This is a genomic window from Trinickia caryophylli, from assembly GCF_034424545.1.
Classification (GTDB): domain Bacteria; phylum Pseudomonadota; class Gammaproteobacteria; order Burkholderiales; family Burkholderiaceae; genus Trinickia; species Trinickia caryophylli.
This window is the reverse complement of sequence record NZ_CP139970.1, coordinates 366,972-382,316: the sequence shown is the minus strand read 5'-3', so window position 1 is coordinate 382,316 and position 15,345 is coordinate 366,972. Positions and strand designations below refer to the sequence as shown.

Genomic DNA, 15,345 nt, shown 5'->3' with positions numbered 1-15,345 from the left:
GGCGCCCCTGGGCGCTGACGTCTCCCGTTTTCGTTTGCCTTCGTTGCCCGCCGTGAAAGCGATCACTTCCCGCGACAATCCGTTATACAAGCGCCTGAAAGCGCTCGCCGGCTCCACCCACCAGCAGCGCAAAAGCGCTCATGCACTGCTCGAGGGTTTGCATCTCGCGAGTGCTTATCTTGATGCGGCCGGACAGCCCGAAACCTGTGTCGTGACCGACGAGGCGCTCGCTCAGGACGAGGCGCGCGCGATCGTCGCGCGTGTCGATGCTTCACGCGTCGTCACACTGCCGCAGGCGCTTTTCGGGCAGTTGTCGAACGTCGTGAACGGCGTGGGAATGCTCTTCGTCGTGCCTAAACTCGCGGCAGCCTTGCCCGAACGTGTCGACGAAACCTGCGTTGTGCTCGACGGCGTGCAGGATGCGGGCAACGTCGGCTCGATTCTCCGCACGGCGGCCGCGGCGGGCGTCAAGCACGTCTTTTGCGCGCCGGGCACGGCCTACGCATGGTCATCGAAAGTGCTGCGCTCGGCGATGGGCGCCCATTTTCTCGTCGGCATACACGAAGATGTCGATGCCCAGACGTTGATCGAGCGCCTGGCGGTGCCGGTGGCGATCACCGATTCGCATGCGGCCGAACCGCTTTACGAGTGCGACCTGTCCGGGCCGGTAGCCTGGGTGTTCGGCAACGAAGGCGCAGGCGTTTCCGCCGCATGGCGGCGTGCAGTCACCTACCGGCTTACGATTCCCCAGCCCGGTGGCATGGAGTCGCTCAATGTGGCCGCCGCGGCGGCCATCTGCCTCTTCGAGCAATGCCGCCAGCAGCGCGGCGAAACGCGCTAAGCCCGCGCGGCCCTAGCCCGTCCGCTCGATCTTGATTTCCTGCAGGATCGTGGTCGCTATTTCCTCGATCGACTTGTGTGTCGACGAGAGCCACTTGATCCCTTCCCGACGCATCATCGCTTCCGCTTCGTTGATCTCGTAGCGGCAATTTTCCAGCGCGGCGTACTTGCTGCCTGGGCGCCGCTCGTTGCGAATCTCGGAAAGCCGTTGCGCATCAATGGACAGGCCGAACAGTTTGTCGCGGTGAGCATCGAGCGCGCTCGGCAGCTTGCTGCGCTCGAAATCCTCGGGAATGAGCGGATAGTTGGCTGCCTTCACGCCGTACTGCATCGCGAGGTAGAGGCTCGTTGGCGTTTTGCCGCTGCGCGAGACGCCGATCAGGATCACGTCGGCGTCGGCGAGGCTGCGGTTCGACTGGCCGTCGTCGTGCGCGAGCGAGAAGTTGATCGCTTCGATGCGCTTCTTGTATTCCTCGGTGTCCGCGTTCTGATGGCCGCGGCCGATGGCGTGCGTCGACTTCATGTCGAGTTCGACCTCGAGCGGCTCGACGAACTGCTGGAAGATGTCGAGCACGAGTGCGTCCGAATTCTTGACGATCGCGTTCGAGGCGCTATCGACCAGCGTCGTAAAGACGATCGGCCTGCGGCCATCGAGCGTGCCCGCTTCGCAGATCTTCTCGACGGTCGCATAGGCCTTGTCCGCCGAGTCGACGAACGGCACGCGCACGAGGCGGAATTTCTGGTCGAATTGGGAGAGGATCGAATGCGCGAACGTCTCGGCAGTGATCCCGGTACCGTCGGAAACGATGAATACGGTGGGCGGCATCGAACAAACTCGGAAGGGCAGCGGGCTGCGCTCAGGGCGGTTGAACAGGTCCCACGATGGCGGGCGGCCAAGGCCGGCCAGCCGGTTGGAGCGGGCCGACACAGGCCCGAACGGCCATTCCCAGCGTGGAAGTGCGCAATTATCGCGCGCCGGCCACTATTTGGCGAGGCACGAGGGTAAAATAGCGACAACCTGTTGGATAAGCAATTGCTATCAGTTTTTGTTGGCGATTGCTTCTCCAACAGGTTGCGCATGATGCGCGAGGCTCCGCAATCGGAGCGCGCGCGTCCAAGCCCGCGTGCGCAACCGAGAATTTCTTTCACACTTAGGGGCTTGTATGACTAACGCAGCAAACGTCGCAAAGGACCAGGCGTATGTAGTTCCGTTCGAACAGTTGCGAATGACCGATGTCGAGATTGTGGGCGGCAAGAACGCCTCGCTCGGCGAGATGATCAGCCAGCTGGCCGAGGCCGGCGTGCGCGTGCCCACTGGCTTCGCCACGACGGCGCTCGCCTTTCGCGACTTCCTGAAGCACAACGATCTGACCGAGCGCATTGCCGCTCGCCTCGAGTCGCTCGATATCGACGACGTGAAGGCGTTGGCTGCGGCCGGCGCCGAGATCCGTCAGTGGATCGTCGATGCGCCGCTGCAGCCGCGTCTCGAAGCCGGGATCCGCGAGCAGTTCGAGGTACTGCAAAAGAGCTCGCCCGAGGAGCTCTCGTTCGCCGTGCGTTCGTCGGCTACGGCCGAGGACTTGCCCGATGCCTCGTTCGCGGGGCAGCAGGAGTCCTATCTGAACGTGGTTGGCATCGAGGACGTGCTCGATCGCATGAAGCACGTGTTCGCGTCGCTCTATAACGACCGCGCTATCTCGTATCGCGTCCACAAGGGTTTCACGCACGCCGAAGTGGCGTTGTCGGCCGGCGTGCAGCGCATGGTCCGCTCCGACGTGGGCGCAGCCGGCGTCATGTTCACGCTCGACACCGAGTCGGGCTTCAAGGACGCCGTCTTCATCACCTCGAGCTATGGCCTGGGCGAAACCGTCGTGCAAGGCGCGGTGAATCCGGACGAGTTCTACGTTTTCAAGACGACGCTCGCGCAGGGCAAGTACCCGATCATTCGCCGCTCGATCGGCTCGAAGCTGATCAAAATGGAGTTCACGAAGCCGGGCGAGCCGGGCCGCGTGAAGACCGTGGACGTGGCGCACGAGCAGCGCAACCGCTTCTCGATCACCGATGAGGACGTGATCGAGCTTGCCAGGTACGCGGTGATCATCGAGCAGCATTACAAGCGCCCGATGGATATCGAGTGGGGCAAGGACGGCCGCGACGGCAAGATCTTCATCCTCCAGGCGCGTCCTGAAACGGTGAAGAGCCAGAACATGGGCAAGATCGAGCAGCGCTTCAAGCTCAAGGGCCAGTCGACCGTCCTGGCCACGGGCCGGGCCATTGGTCAGAAGATCGGTGCGGGCCCGGTGCGCGTGATTCACGATCCGGCCGAGATGGAGCGCGTGCAACCCGGCGACGTGCTCGTTGCCGACATGACCGACCCGAACTGGGAGCCGGTGATGAAGCGTGCTTCGGCAATCGTCACGAATCGCGGCGGGCGTACCTGCCACGCGGCGATCATTGCGCGCGAGCTCGGCGTGCCGGCGGTGGTCGGCTGTGGCGATGCCACCGACGTGCTGAAGGACGGCACGCTCGTGACCGTTTCGTGCGCCGAAGGCGACGAAGGCAAGATTTACGACGGCCTGCTCGAGACCGAAGTTACCGAGATCGAGCGTGGTGAGCTGCCCGAGATCCCGGTCAAGATCATGATGAACGTCGGCAATCCGCAGCTGGCGTTCGATTTCGCGCAATTGCCGAACGCAGGCGTGGGTCTCGCGCGGCTCGAGTTCATCATCAACAACAACATCGGCGTCCACCCGAAGGCGATTCTCGAGTACCCGAATGTCGACACCGATCTCAAAAAAGCCGTGGAGAGCGTCGCGCGTGGCCATGCCTCGCCGCGGGCGTTCTACGTCGACAAGCTGACCGAGGGTATTGCCACAATCGCGGCCGCGTTCTATCCGCGTCCCGTCATCGTGCGTCTTTCCGACTTCAAGTCGAACGAGTACAAGAAGCTGATCGGCGGCTCGCGTTACGAGCCGGACGAGGAAAATCCGATGCTCGGCTTCCGCGGCGCCTCGCGCTACATCGCGCAGGACTTCGCCCAGGCGTTCGAGATGGAGTGTCTCGCGCTCAAGCGCGTGCGCGAGGACATGGGGCTGACGAACGTCGAGATCATGGTGCCGTTCGTGCGTACGCTCAAGCAGGCCGAGCGCGTGGTGGGTATGCTCGCGAACTTCGGACTGAAGCGCGGCGAAAATGGCCTGCGCCTCGTGATGATGTGCGAGATTCCGTCGAACGCGATTCTGGCCGAGCAGTTCCTCGAGTACTTCGACGGCTTCTCGATCGGCTCGAACGACCTCACGCAGCTCACGCTCGGCCTCGATCGCGATTCGGGCATGGAACTGCTCGCGGCCGATTTCGACGAGCGCGACGAAGCGGTGAAGTTCCTGCTCAAGCGCGCGATCGAAACGTGCCGTCGTCTCGGCAAGTACGTCGGTATCTGCGGCCAGGGCCCATCGGATCACCCCGACTTCGCGCAATGGCTCAGTGACGAGGGTATTGCTTCGATTTCGCTGAATCCCGATACGATCATCGAGACCTGGCAGGCGCTCGCCAAGGCAGCGGCGAAATAAAGCGCCGCACCGCCTACGGTGCAATGCTTCATGCTATAACGCCCCGGTGCTCGCACCGGGGCGTTTTTACTTGGGCGGGCGGCTTGCACTCAGATACCGGGAGACCAACGATGAGCCCGAACGAATATTTGTGGTGGATCGGCGCGGGGCTATTGATCGTCGCCGAACTGCTCACGGGCACTTTCTATCTGCTCATGGTTGCGCTCGGCTTCGTGGCCGGTGCGCTCGCGCGTCTGGCAGGCGCCGATGCCGGCCTCCAATTCGTCTGCGCCGCGCTCGTGGCGCTTGCGGCCGTGATCATGCTGCGCCGCTCGAAGCCTGGCCGCCGCCGGCAGCGTCGCGACGCCGCATCGAATCCCGACGTCAATCCGGATATCGGTGCCATCGTCGAGGTGCCGGTCTGGCAGGGCGGCTATGCGCGCGTGCCATATCGCGGAGCGCAATGGGACGTCGAGCTCGCGCCAGGAGAACGCGCCGATGCCCGCGTCTACGAGATTGCGGCTGTGCGCGGCAGTTGTCTCGTGGTTGTCGAAAAGCGCCCGCCGCCGGGCAAGCCACATCATCCGCTCACCACAACAAAGGAGTGAACAATGGACATGACCATCGTCGGGGCCGTGCTGCTGGTCGTCGTCATCGTCATTGCGGCGCAGACCATCAAGATCGTGCCGCAGCAGCACGCCTGGGTAGTCGAGCGCTTCGGGCGCTACCACGCCACGCTCGCGCCGGGCTTGAATATGGTGCTGCCATTCGTCGACCGCGTCGCCTACAAGCACGTGCTCAAGGAAATTCCGCTCGACGTGCCGGCGCAGGTCTGCATCACGCGTGACAACACGCAGTTGCAGGTCGATGGTGTGCTGTATTTCCAGGTCACCGATGCGATGAAGGCGTCTTACGGGTCCAGCAACTTCGTGGTGGCGATCACGCAGCTGTCGCAGACGACGCTGCGCTCGGTCATCGGCCGGCTCGAGCTCGACAAGACGTTCGAGGAGCGCGATCTGATCAACCGCAGCGTGGTGGACGCGCTCGACGAAGCCGCCACGAGCTGGGGCGTGAAGGTGCTGCGCTACGAGATCAAGGATCTCACGCCGCCGAAGGAAATCCTGCACGCCATGCAGGCGCAGATCACGGCCGAGCGCGAAAAGCGGGCACTGATCGCCGCGTCGGAAGGCCGCAAGCAGGAGCAGATCAATATCGCCGCAGGCGGGCGCGAGGCTGCGATTCAGCGCTCGGAGGGCGAGCGGCAGGCCGCTATCAACCAGGCGCAGGGCGAGGCCGCGGCGATTCTCGCTGTGGCGGAGGCCAACGCGCAGGCCATCCAGAAGATCGCGAACGCGATTCAGTCGACGGGCGGCATGGATGCCGTGAATCTGAAGGTGGCGGAACAGTACGTCAACGCGTTCGCGAACCTCGCGAAGGCGGGCAATACGCTGATCGTACCGGGCAATATGTCCGATCTCAGCACGATGATCTCGTCGGCGCTGACGATCGTGAACCGCGGCAAAACCGCGCAGGCGGAGGCGGGGCGCTGACGCGCAGCCGGCGCGGGCTCAGGTGGCGGTACGCATGAGCCGCGCCTTTTCGCGCTCCCAATCCCGCTTTTTCTCGGTCTCGCGCTTGTCGTGCAGTTTCTTGCCCTTGGCGAGGCCGATCTCGCATTTGACGCGCCCACCCTTGTAGTGAAAGTTGAGCGGCACAAGCGTATAGCCGCGCTGCTCGACCTTGCCGATCAGTTTCTTGATTTCGTCGGCATGCAGCAGCAGCTTGCGCGTGCGGATCGGGTCGGGCGTCACGTGCGTGGACGCTTCGGGCAGCGGGCTGATATGCGCGCCGATCAAAAAGAGCTCGCTGTCGCGAATGACGACGTAGCCTTCCTTGATCTGGCCACGTCCGGCGCGCAGGGCTTTGACTTCCCATCCCTCGAGCACGAGCCCTGCTTCGTAGCGCTCTTCGATGAAGTAGTCGAAGAAGGCTTTTCTGTTGTCGATGATGCTCATGAATGGAGGGCGTCCAACTCGTTTAAAATTGCAATTTTAGCAAAGCGGCGCTGCTCCACGCCGCTATGTTCGCTCCCTTTCGCCGAGCAGTGCATTTATGGCCGATGTTCAAAAAACCGTATTGATCCGTCACTCGGCGGAACAGATGTTCGATCTCGTGACGGACGTCGCCGATTACCCGAACTTCCTGCCCTGGTGCGGGGGCGTCGAGATTCGGCACCGGGACGAGCACAGGATGGAAGCGCGCATCGACATCAATTTCAAGGGCATCAAGCAGCACTTCGCCACGCACAACACGCACGAGCGGCCCACGCGCATCGACATGGAGTTCGCCGACGGGCCGTTTCGCAAGTTCACGGGCTACTGGCGCTTCACGCCGCTGCGCAGCGATGCCTGCAAGATCGAGTTTGCGCTCCATTACGAGTTTTCGAGCATCCTGCTCGAAAAAATCATCGGGCCCGTGTTCAACCACATTGCCAACACATTCGTCGAATCGTTCGTGAAGCGCGCCGACGTGCGCTACGGCAAGCCATGAGCGGGCGGATTTCCGTCGAAGTCTGCTACGCGCTGCCCGGCGCCCAGACGCTCATTGCCGTGGAACTGCCGGCGGGCGCGACGGTACGTGATGCCATCGAGGCCAGCCGCATCGCCGAACGCCACCCCGAAATCGACGCTGCGGTGGCGAAAGTGGGCGTTTACGGCAAGCTGAAGACGCTCGATACGCCGCTTGTCGAGCACGATCGCGTCGAAATCTACCGCCCGCTCATCGTCGATCCGAAGGTGGCGCGTCAGCGCCGCGTGGACAAGACGCGCCGCGAGGGGTCCATCGAGGGCCGCAAATGGCTCCCGAAGGATTCCCGCTGAGCCGATCTCGCTCGATCGGGCACGCTCTCTTTCCACCTCGCGTCCACGAACGGTCGTCCGGGCCGCCTTGCTCGGGGCTGCCTTGCGGTTGCGGGCTTCGAGGGCCGGCGTCCCGGTTGATCTGGCGCAATTTTGTGCGTTGCGTTTATCGGGGTGCGTTGGGCAAACGAAAAACGACCGAACATCAGGCGAACCGGAAAGCGAAAGAAGGGGGCGAGCCGCCGGGTGGAAAAGTCGCTAACCTGCTGTCCGGACAGTGAAAAGCAGGGAGGTATCGCGTATAATTCGCTTTTGCGCCTATAGGATTTGCCATGCGTCTGATCCAGAAAGCACTCACGTTCGATGATGTGCTCCTCGTCCCGGCCTTCTCCGACGTTCTGCCGCGCGACACCAGCCTCAAGACCAAGCTGACCCGCTCCATCGCCCTGAACATGCCGCTCGTGTCCGCCGCGATGGACACGGTTACGGAAGCACGTCTTGCCATCGCCATGGCGCAGCAAGGCGGCGTGGGCATCATCCACAAGAATCTGACTGCGGTCGAGCAGGCTCGTGAGGTGGCGAAGGTCAAGCGGTTCGAGTCAGGCGTGGTGCGCGATCCGATCACGGTGCCGCCCGAAATGAAAGTGCGCGACGTGATCGCGCTTTCGCAACAGCATGGCATCTCCGGTTTTCCGGTCGTGGAAGGCACCCGGCTCGTCGGCATCGTCACGAACCGCGATCTTCGCTTCGAAACCCGGCTCGACGAGCCCGTACGCAGCATCATGACGCCGCGCGAGCGGCTTGTGACGGTGAAGGAGGGCACGCCGCTCGCCGAAGCGAAGGCGCTTATGCATAGCCACCGGCTCGAGCGCGTGCTGGTCGTGAACGACGCATTCGACCTGCGCGGCCTCATGACCGTCAAGGACATTACGAAGCAGACGGAGCATCCGGAAGCGTGCAAGGATGAGCACGGCAAGCTGCGCGTGGGTGCGGCCGTCGGCGTCGGCGCGGACAACGAGGAGCGCGTGACGCTGCTCGCGGCGGCGGGCGTGGACGTCATCGTCGTCGATACGGCGCATGGCCACAGCAAGGGCGTGCTCGAGCGCGTGCGCTGGGTGAAGAAGAGCTTCCCGCACGTGGAAGTGATCGGCGGCAACATCGCGACGGCCGACGCGGCGCGCGCGCTCATCGAATACGGTGCGGACGGCGTGAAGGTGGGTATCGGCCCTGGTTCGATCTGTACGACGCGTATCGTCGCGGGCGTGGGTGTGCCGCAGATCACAGCCATCGCCAATGTTTCGGAAGCACTGAAGGGAACGGGCGTGCCCGTGATTGCGGACGGCGGCGTGCGCTTTTCGGGCGACGTGTCGAAGGCGCTCGCGGCGGGGGCCGATGCGGTGATGATGGGCAGCATGTTCGCGGGCACGGAAGAGTCGCCCGGCGACGTGTTCCTCTATCAGGGTCGCCAGTACAAGTCGTATCGCGGCATGGGATCGGTCGGCGCCATGAAGGACGGCGCGGCCGACCGGTACTTCCAGGACAACTCGGCGAACATCGACAAACTCGTGCCGGAAGGTATCGAAGGGCGCGTCGCGTATAAGGGCTCGGTCAACGCAATCCTGTTCCAACTGATCGGCGGCGTGCGTGCAAGCATGGGCTACTGCGGTTGCAGCACGATCGAGGAAATGCACGAGAAGGCGCAATTCGTCGAAATCACGTCGGCCGGCATGCGTGAATCGCACGTGCATGACGTGCAGATCACGAAGGAAGCGCCGAACTACCACGTCGACTGACGTGCCGATGCCCCCGCCGCCGCGCGTTGCCTGTGCGGCGCGCGCCGGGGGCGGCCCATTGCGCCAGCGTGCCGGAAGTGCGCGGTATCCGGCGTCGCGGCGCAATTTATTTATCGACGTTTTCGTGCGGCGCCGGTCATGCCGGTGCGTCGCATTCGTTTTCCATTCGTACCATTTGAGTTTCGTGCCCCTGCCATGCATGACAAGATCCTGATCCTCGATTTCGGCTCGCAAGTGACCCAGCTGATCGCGCGCCGCATTCGCGAAGCGCATGTCTATTCGGAGATTCATCCGTACGACGTAGACGACGCGTTCATCCGCGAATTCGCGCCGAAGGGCGTGATCCTCTCGGGCGGGCCGAATTCGGTGACTGAGTCGGATACCCCGCGCGCGCCCCAGGCCGTGTTCGAACTGGGCGTGCCGGTGCTCGGCATCTGCTACGGCATGCAGACGATGGCCGAGCAGTTGGGCGGCAAAGTCGATGGCGGCCACGTGCGCGAATTCGGCTATGCGGAGGTGCGCGCGCGCAACCATACGAGCCTGCTCGAAGGGATCGAGGATTTCAGCACGCCGGAAGGGCACGGCATGCTGAAAGTGTGGATGAGTCACGGCGACAAGGTCACGGAGATGCCGGAGGGCTTCAAGCTGATGGCGTCGACGGAATCGTGCCCGATCGCGGCGATGGCCGACGAGTCGCGTCATTTCTACGGCTTGCAGTGGCACCCGGAAGTGACGCACACGGTGCAGGGGCGGGCGATGCTCGAGCGTTTCGTGCTGCAGATCTGCGGCGCGAAGGCCGATTGGGAAATGGGGCACTACATCGACGAGGCCATCGAGAAGATTCGGTCGCAGGTTGGCAACGAACATGTGATTCTGGGGCTGTCGGGCGGTGTGGATTCGTCCGTGGCGGCGGCGCTCCTGCATCGCGCGATTGGCGACCAGCTCACGTGCGTGTTCGTCGATCACGGGCTGCTGCGCTTGAACGAGGCGGAGCAGGTGATGTCGACGTTCGCCGATCACCTCGGCGTGCGCGTGATTCATGTCGATGCGAGCGAAGCGTTTCTTTCGAAGCTCTCCGGTGTGACCGATCCCGAGCAGAAGCGCAAGATCATCGGTGCCGAGTTCGTGGAAGTGTTCCAGACGGAAGCCGGGAAGCTCTCGGATGCCAAGTGGCTCGCGCAGGGCACGATCTATCCCGACGTGATCGAATCGGCGGGCAAGGGCAAGAAGGCCGCGCATACGATCAAGAGTCACCATAACGTCGGCGGCTTGCCCGAGACGCTCAATCTGAAGCTGCTCGAGCCGTTGCGCGAGCTGTTCAAGGATGAAGTGCGCGAGCTCGGCGTGAAGCTCGGGCTACCCTACGAGATGGTGTATCGGCACCCGTTCCCGGGGCCGGGCCTCGGCGTGCGGATCCTCGGGGAGGTGCGTCGCGACTTCGCCGATTTGCTGCGCCGTGCCGATGCGATTTTCATCGAGACGCTGCGCAATACCATCGATGAGGCCAGCGGCAAGTCGTGGTACGACCTCACCAGCCAGGCCTTTGCCGTGTTCCTGCCGGTCAAGAGCGTGGGCGTGATGGGAGATGGGCGGACGTATGAGTATGTTGTCGCGCTGCGGGCCGTGCAGACGCTCGACTTCATGACCGCGCATTGGGCGCATCTGCCGCATGAACTGCTCGGGCGTGTGTCCAATCGCATCATCAATGAGGTGCGAGGGATCAATCGCGTGGTATATGACATTTCTGGGAAGCCGCCGGCGACGATCGAGTGGGAGTAATTCAGACTGCTCTGCGGCAGTCTGCAGACATCGAAATCCTCCCGCTTTTCCCCACAGAATCAAGGGTTTATTGCCTAACGTGGTCTAATGGGGACCGATAACAGCTGGGCACTACCGACGGTATAGCATTTTGCTCTGCGGACGATCCAACGCGATACCGTCACGAGGCGTGACGGTATCAGGTAACGGTATCAGTTCACGGAGCATCGCATGCTTACCGATCTCGAATTGCGGGCACTCAAGCCCGCCGGCAGGATCTACAAGGTGGCCGACCAGCGCGGCCTGTACGTCGCGGTCACGCTGTCCGGCGTGATCAGCTTCCGCTTTGACTATCGCCTCAACGGCCGGCGCGAGACGCTGGTCATTGGCCGCTATGATCCCAGGCTCCCCGCAAGGGGAGTACGGGAGATGCAGGATCTGAGCTTCGGCATGTCGCTCAGCCTTGCAGAAGCGAGACTCCTTCTCGAACGGGCTCGCCGGGAAGTCGAACAGGGCGTCAGTCCGTCAAGGTCCAAGGTCGAGAAGCGTGTTGAAGCGGCTGAGGCTCTGACATTTGGCAAGTGGGCCGAGAAATACTTCGCTGAAGCCAGCCTCGCAGAGTCGACGCGTGCCATGAGGAAATCTGTTTACGACCGGAATCTCGCGACGGAATTCGGTCGCCTGAAACTTGAAGAGATCTCGCCGTCGCGCCTGATGGCCAGGTGCGAAAAGATCAAGGAACGGGGGGCCGCTGCTCCCGCCGTGCAGGCGCGCGACATCGTGCTGCAAATCTACTGTTTTGTGCAGGCGAGGGGGCTGAAGGTAGACAACCCGGCAGAAGCCATCCGGCCGTCGGCCATCGCACGGTTCAAGCCTCGCGACCGGGCGCTGGCGCCCGCCGAAATTCACGTCTTCTTCAAGGCGCTGGAAAGGACACCTACCTTGCCAACGCTCCGTCTGGCCGTCAGATTCCTGCTGCTCACAATGGTGCGCAAGTCGGAATTTATCCTCGCGACGTGGGAAGAGGTCGACTTCAATGCAGCACTCTGGACAATTCCGAAAGACCGGATGAAGGCCGGGCGTCCACACAACGTGTATCTGAGCCAGCGGGCCCTGGATATCCTGGTCGCTTTCAAGACGTGCTTCGGCGCAAGTTCCTACCTGCATCCCGGTCGTTACGAAACGGAGCTGCCGATCAGTGCCGCCACCCTGAATCGCGTGATCGACGCCGCCGTCAAGATCGTTCGCGAGAGCGGGCAGGAGGACTTCGAATCTTTCTCGGTGCATGACCTGCGTCGAACCGCCAGTACGCAATTGCATGAAGCGGGGTTCAACAGCGACTGGATAGAAAAGTGCCTGGCCCACGAGCAGCGCGGGGTACGCGCCGTCTACAACAAGGCTGAATATGCCGAGCAGAGGCGGTCAATGCTGCAGGCATGGGCCGATATGCTTGAGGGGTGGATCGAAACGGATCCTGAGACGGATACCACGACTCAACGAAGACCTGTCGAAGTTGGTCCGCGCTTGCGATCGAGCGAGAGTTTGCCTGTCGACGTCGAGCACTAAGTGGCGGCGAAGGCGACCCGAAGGGGATGAAAGTTTATGGTGCCAAGAACAGCAAGTTGGACAACGTCATTGTGCTTTGGCCGGCGACGGTTGGGGTAGCGTCGATCAAAAACGTCGACTGCAATACAACGCGGCCACCCGTGCGAAAGACCGTTTCCTCGGCTGGTACGGGGAGCGGCCCACCTGAGAGCCGCTCGGCAACGCGTGCCCGGGCATCATCCTCCGCTACACAAAGTCCGTGTGCAGTCCCGCAGTTCCCGTCGGTCAAGACGTCCTTCGCCTCGCTACCCGACAGTATGAATACGTCGGCTGTGCTCGGTCCAGTGGCCGCTCCGATGACGCGACCCCGTTGCCGCGCAGCGTTGGTGGCGACAATAAGCGGCGAGGCTATTCGCTGATGCCCAACAGTTTTACACTGTACGGCGGCAAACTGCTATTCCGCGAAAGTCAGATGGCAAGCTTTCGATATTGTGGCGAAAATCACTGAGGTGACAGTGAGGCGGCAATGTTGAAAGTACGAATGTAGTTGGGATAACGATCAGAAGAAGCGGGGAAAAGAACAATGAGGATCGCCAAGGTGGCTACCAGGATATTGAACACCTTTGAGGACGTCCGTCCGTATCTTCAAGACGTGGTAAACGCAGCTGACAGCGCCAAGGACGCGCTCGGATTCTTCGCTGCACGCGTTTTCGAGGACTATGCGCGAAAGGACTTGATCTTTGTTGCGCTAGTCAGAGACAGCAACGCGGAGGTCTACGGTGGTCATCTGCTTTTCGATGTCCGCTTTCCCAAAGCGAAAGTTCGCCAGATCTTTGTCGCAGAGCCGTTTCGTAGGCTCAAGTTGGGCAAATTGTTGGTCGATGCCTTGAAGGACCAACTTACCACGCTCCAATTCATCTCCATCAATGCGCGCGTTGCCGAGGATCTTGAGACTGCAAACCGTTTCTGGGAGCAGCAGGGATTCTATACACAACAGCTTGCTCAAGGTGGTGCGCGCCGGCAGCGAACCATCGTGGTGCGGGCTCACGAACTAGCAACACCCCAGCTGTTTCAGTCCAGCGGAATCACCGCCGCGGACCCGCTGGGGCTTGACTTCCAGCGTGACCATGAAAAGCCATTGTATCTCCTGGACTTGAATGTTCTATTCGACCTCGGCCCCCGCCGGGCCCGTCACGAACAGGCTATCGCGGTATTTCGAGCGGAGCGAAGCCAGACATGCTCACTGGCAATTAGCGAAGAAATCGAAGTCGAGTTGAAGAGGACGGCTGACAAGGGCAAGACCGACCCGATGCAAGCGTTGGCGAGAGCATTGCCCAGCTTTCCCATGGCTACGGATGAAGACTGGCACCGGCTCTCCCCCGAACTGGCCAAGTTGGTCTTCCCCGAACGCGATCGTGACGGCAGCCTGAGTGCCAACGATGTCTCAGATATCAGGCACCTGGCCACAGCGATCCATCATCGCCTACCTGGACTGGTAACAAGCGATGCTCGCGTGCTTGGCTGCGCGCGAGAACTCCGGCGTCGCTATGGAATCGAGGTCGTCTCACCTGCGGCGTTTGAAGCCAGCCAGTCTGATCACCAGGCGCTTGAGTTTTTTGGGACATCAACGGAAGAGCATGTCTTGACCCTTGGCTTGGTCACGAAGCACGATGAGCCGGATATAAGGGAACTGCTGACTGGACTTGAAGTTGGAACGGCAGACCAAACGACGCATTGGGCAGCGGTCGGAGGCGACGGTAGCACGAGCCTGCGCTTACTTGTCAGAGATGAGCAGGGTCTTGTCGGCTATGTCACATGGTCGCAAGTTATCAACGACGGACCCATCAATGCCCATGTCGCTGTTCTGGAAACAAAAGTTGCTGCGAAGGACGCATGCAGGCTGATGCTCAACCACTTGACGGGACTGGCGTCGAGGTCGGAATTCGCGCGGATACGACTGTTTTGCCCACGACGCCAGGCTTTGGTTCGAGAGGTTGCGGCTTCCCTCGGTTTTACGCGGTCATCTGCAGGCGGAAACGAACTGCAGAAGGTTGTCGTGACGCGGCTCGTCACCGCAACGAACTGGTCGTCAACCTCCCAGTCGTTATCGGCGGCGAGTGGCATTGGCTTGCCGGTCGACGCCCCAGCGTTCCGCCACGTGGACCAGCAGATCCCCATTGCAAGGCCGGACGGTGAGCGGGCATACATTTCACTTTTCACGCTTGAAACGCATCTGGCACCTGCTTTACTATGTCTGCCCGGACGCGGCGCCGTGCTGGTCCCGCTGCAGCGTAAATTTTCTGAACACCTGCTCATGCAGTCTCCGCAGGCATCACTGTTACCGCAGGCGAGGGCTCAGTTGCTGAGCCAGCGCCACTATCTCAGCGGGCCCGCAACGCTGAGGGTGTTTACGCGTGGTGACCTGGTTTTGTTTTACGAATCAGGCAAGGCCCACGGCGCGGGTGCGGTGATTGCAATAGCGAGAGTGCTTCGCTCCTATCGGCGTAGCGAGGAGGCACTCGCCGCAGCTGACTTGATACCTTCCGTCTTGGACAAAGATCGATTGGAGAGCATAGGAAGGGCAAAGGTCAAGACAGTGACTGCGTTCGACAATCTACAGCGACTGCCTCATCCCGTTCCGCTTACATATCTGAGAGAACTAGGGTGTGGAGATGCCCATCAGCTACAAACGAGCCGTCGACTCACATCGGAGCAGTTGCTCAATATTTTGAGCAGAGGAACGCAATGAGGGGAAGGGGGCATCTGCTCATATCGCTCGAAAGCCGTCACGCAGAAAACATTCTTGCTGGGAAAAAACGCGTTGAACTGAGACGTCGGCGGATGCATGTCAGCGAAGGGGACATCGTTTGGCTATATGTTAAAAGTCCCGTGGCGGCTGTGGTTGGTTGTGCTGTTGTGGGGCAGTGCATGACCGATGGGCCGGCCGCGCTCTGGAAGCATTGTGGCGACATATCAGGCTTGGTTCGCTCAGAGTTCATGAGC

General features: G+C 61.6%; 12 protein-coding genes. 10 read left to right on the top strand and 2 right to left on the bottom strand.

Annotation, left to right across the window (positions count from 1 at the left end; translation table 11 throughout):
• Window positions 1-52: 52 nt before the first annotated feature.
• Window positions 53-841 (top strand): TrmH family RNA methyltransferase, encoded by a 789-nt coding sequence (locus U0034_RS01690; RefSeq protein WP_085226480.1) that lies wholly within the window; start codon window positions 53-55, stop codon window positions 839-841.
• A 12-nt stretch (window positions 842-853) separates the two neighbouring features.
• On the opposite strand, the gene ppsR is transcribed toward U0034_RS01690, so the two are convergent.
• A complete protein-coding gene (gene ppsR / locus U0034_RS01685) occupies window positions 854-1,666 on the bottom strand; it encodes a posphoenolpyruvate synthetase regulatory kinase/phosphorylase PpsR (RefSeq protein WP_085226107.1) in 813 nt (270 codons plus the stop codon).
• A 337-nt stretch (window positions 1,667-2,003) separates the two neighbouring features.
• On the opposite strand from ppsR, the gene ppsA reads away from it, so the two are divergent.
• The 3 genes from ppsA (at window position 2,004) to U0034_RS01670 (ending at window position 5,938) form a co-directional block, all read left to right on the top strand.
• Window positions 2,004-4,409 carry a phosphoenolpyruvate synthase gene (gene ppsA, locus U0034_RS01680; protein WP_085226109.1) on the top strand — a complete coding sequence of 802 codons (2,406 nt, stop codon included), beginning with the start codon at window positions 2,004-2,006 and terminating at the stop codon, window positions 4,407-4,409.
• A gap of 110 nt (window positions 4,410-4,519) precedes the next feature.
• On the top strand, window positions 4,520-4,996 hold the full coding sequence (locus U0034_RS01675) for an NfeD family protein (protein WP_085226111.1): 477 nt from the start codon (window positions 4,520-4,522) through the stop codon (window positions 4,994-4,996).
• Window positions 4,997-4,999: 3 nt separating this feature from the next.
• Entirely contained in the window at window positions 5,000-5,938 is a 939-nt protein-coding gene (locus tag U0034_RS01670; RefSeq protein ID WP_085226113.1) for an SPFH domain-containing protein, read from the top strand.
• A gap of 18 nt (window positions 5,939-5,956) precedes the next feature.
• Here the strand turns inward: U0034_RS01670 and smpB are convergent, their stop codons facing one another.
• On the bottom strand, window positions 5,957-6,403 hold the full coding sequence (gene smpB / locus U0034_RS01665; RefSeq protein ID WP_085226115.1) for an SsrA-binding protein SmpB: 447 nt from the start codon (window positions 6,401-6,403) through the stop codon (window positions 5,957-5,959).
• Between the two features lie 97 nt (window positions 6,404-6,500).
• Here smpB and U0034_RS01660 point away from each other — a divergent pair, with 97 nt between their 5' ends.
• The 6 genes from U0034_RS01660 to U0034_RS01635 all read left to right on the top strand — a co-directional run bounded on the left by U0034_RS01660 (window position 6,501) and on the right by U0034_RS01635 (window position 15,091).
• Window positions 6,501-6,938: a type II toxin-antitoxin system RatA family toxin gene (locus U0034_RS01660; RefSeq protein ID WP_085226117.1), complete on the top strand. Its 438-nt coding sequence runs from the start codon at window positions 6,501-6,503 to the stop codon at window positions 6,936-6,938.
• On the top strand, window positions 6,935-7,267 hold the full coding sequence (locus tag U0034_RS01655; RefSeq protein ID WP_085226119.1) for an RnfH family protein: 333 nt from the start codon (window positions 6,935-6,937) through the stop codon (window positions 7,265-7,267). The genes U0034_RS01660 and U0034_RS01655 overlap by 4 nt, the downstream gene beginning before the upstream one ends.
• Window positions 7,268-7,578: 311 nt before the next feature.
• A complete protein-coding gene (gene guaB / locus U0034_RS01650) occupies window positions 7,579-9,039 on the top strand; it encodes an IMP dehydrogenase (protein WP_085226121.1) in 1,461 nt (486 codons plus the stop codon).
• Window positions 9,040-9,234: 195 nt separating this feature from the next.
• Entirely contained in the window at window positions 9,235-10,818 is a 1,584-nt protein-coding gene (gene guaA, locus U0034_RS01645) for a glutamine-hydrolyzing GMP synthase (protein WP_085226124.1), read from the top strand.
• Window positions 10,819-11,028: 210 nt separating this feature from the next.
• Window positions 11,029-12,363, top strand: a complete 1,335-nt coding sequence (locus U0034_RS01640) for a tyrosine-type recombinase/integrase (protein WP_085226126.1) — start codon at window positions 11,029-11,031, stop codon at window positions 12,361-12,363.
• A 562-nt stretch (window positions 12,364-12,925) separates the two neighbouring features.
• Window positions 12,926-15,091, top strand: coding sequence for a GNAT family N-acetyltransferase (locus U0034_RS01635; protein ID WP_085226128.1), 2,166 nt, complete (start codon window positions 12,926-12,928; stop codon window positions 15,089-15,091).
• The last annotated feature ends 254 nt before the right edge of the window (window positions 15,092-15,345 follow it).

What these genes read in the sequence shown, in the direction of transcription:
- ppsR (WP_085226107.1), bottom strand. Translation starts at nt 1,666, where the DNA reads ATGCCGCCCACCGTATTCATCGTTTCCGACGGTACCGGGATCACTGCC.
- ppsA (WP_085226109.1), top strand. Translation starts at nt 2,004, where the DNA reads ATGACTAACGCAGCAAACGTCGCAAAGGACCAGGCGTATGTAGTTCCG.
- U0034_RS01675 (WP_085226111.1), top strand. Translation starts at nt 4,520, where the DNA reads ATGAGCCCGAACGAATATTTGTGGTGGATCGGCGCGGGGCTATTGATC.
- U0034_RS01670 (WP_085226113.1), top strand. Translation starts at nt 5,000, where the DNA reads ATGGACATGACCATCGTCGGGGCCGTGCTGCTGGTCGTCGTCATCGTC.
- smpB (WP_085226115.1), bottom strand. Translation starts at nt 6,403, where the DNA reads ATGAGCATCATCGACAACAGAAAAGCCTTCTTCGACTACTTCATCGAA.
- U0034_RS01660 (WP_085226117.1), top strand. Translation starts at nt 6,501, where the DNA reads ATGGCCGATGTTCAAAAAACCGTATTGATCCGTCACTCGGCGGAACAG.
- U0034_RS01655 (WP_085226119.1), top strand. Translation starts at nt 6,935, where the DNA reads ATGAGCGGGCGGATTTCCGTCGAAGTCTGCTACGCGCTGCCCGGCGCC.
- guaB (WP_085226121.1), top strand. Translation starts at nt 7,579, where the DNA reads ATGCGTCTGATCCAGAAAGCACTCACGTTCGATGATGTGCTCCTCGTC.
- guaA (WP_085226124.1), top strand. Translation starts at nt 9,235, where the DNA reads ATGCATGACAAGATCCTGATCCTCGATTTCGGCTCGCAAGTGACCCAG.
- U0034_RS01640 (WP_085226126.1), top strand. Translation starts at nt 11,029, where the DNA reads ATGCTTACCGATCTCGAATTGCGGGCACTCAAGCCCGCCGGCAGGATC.
- U0034_RS01635 (WP_085226128.1), top strand. Translation starts at nt 12,926, where the DNA reads ATGAGGATCGCCAAGGTGGCTACCAGGATATTGAACACCTTTGAGGAC.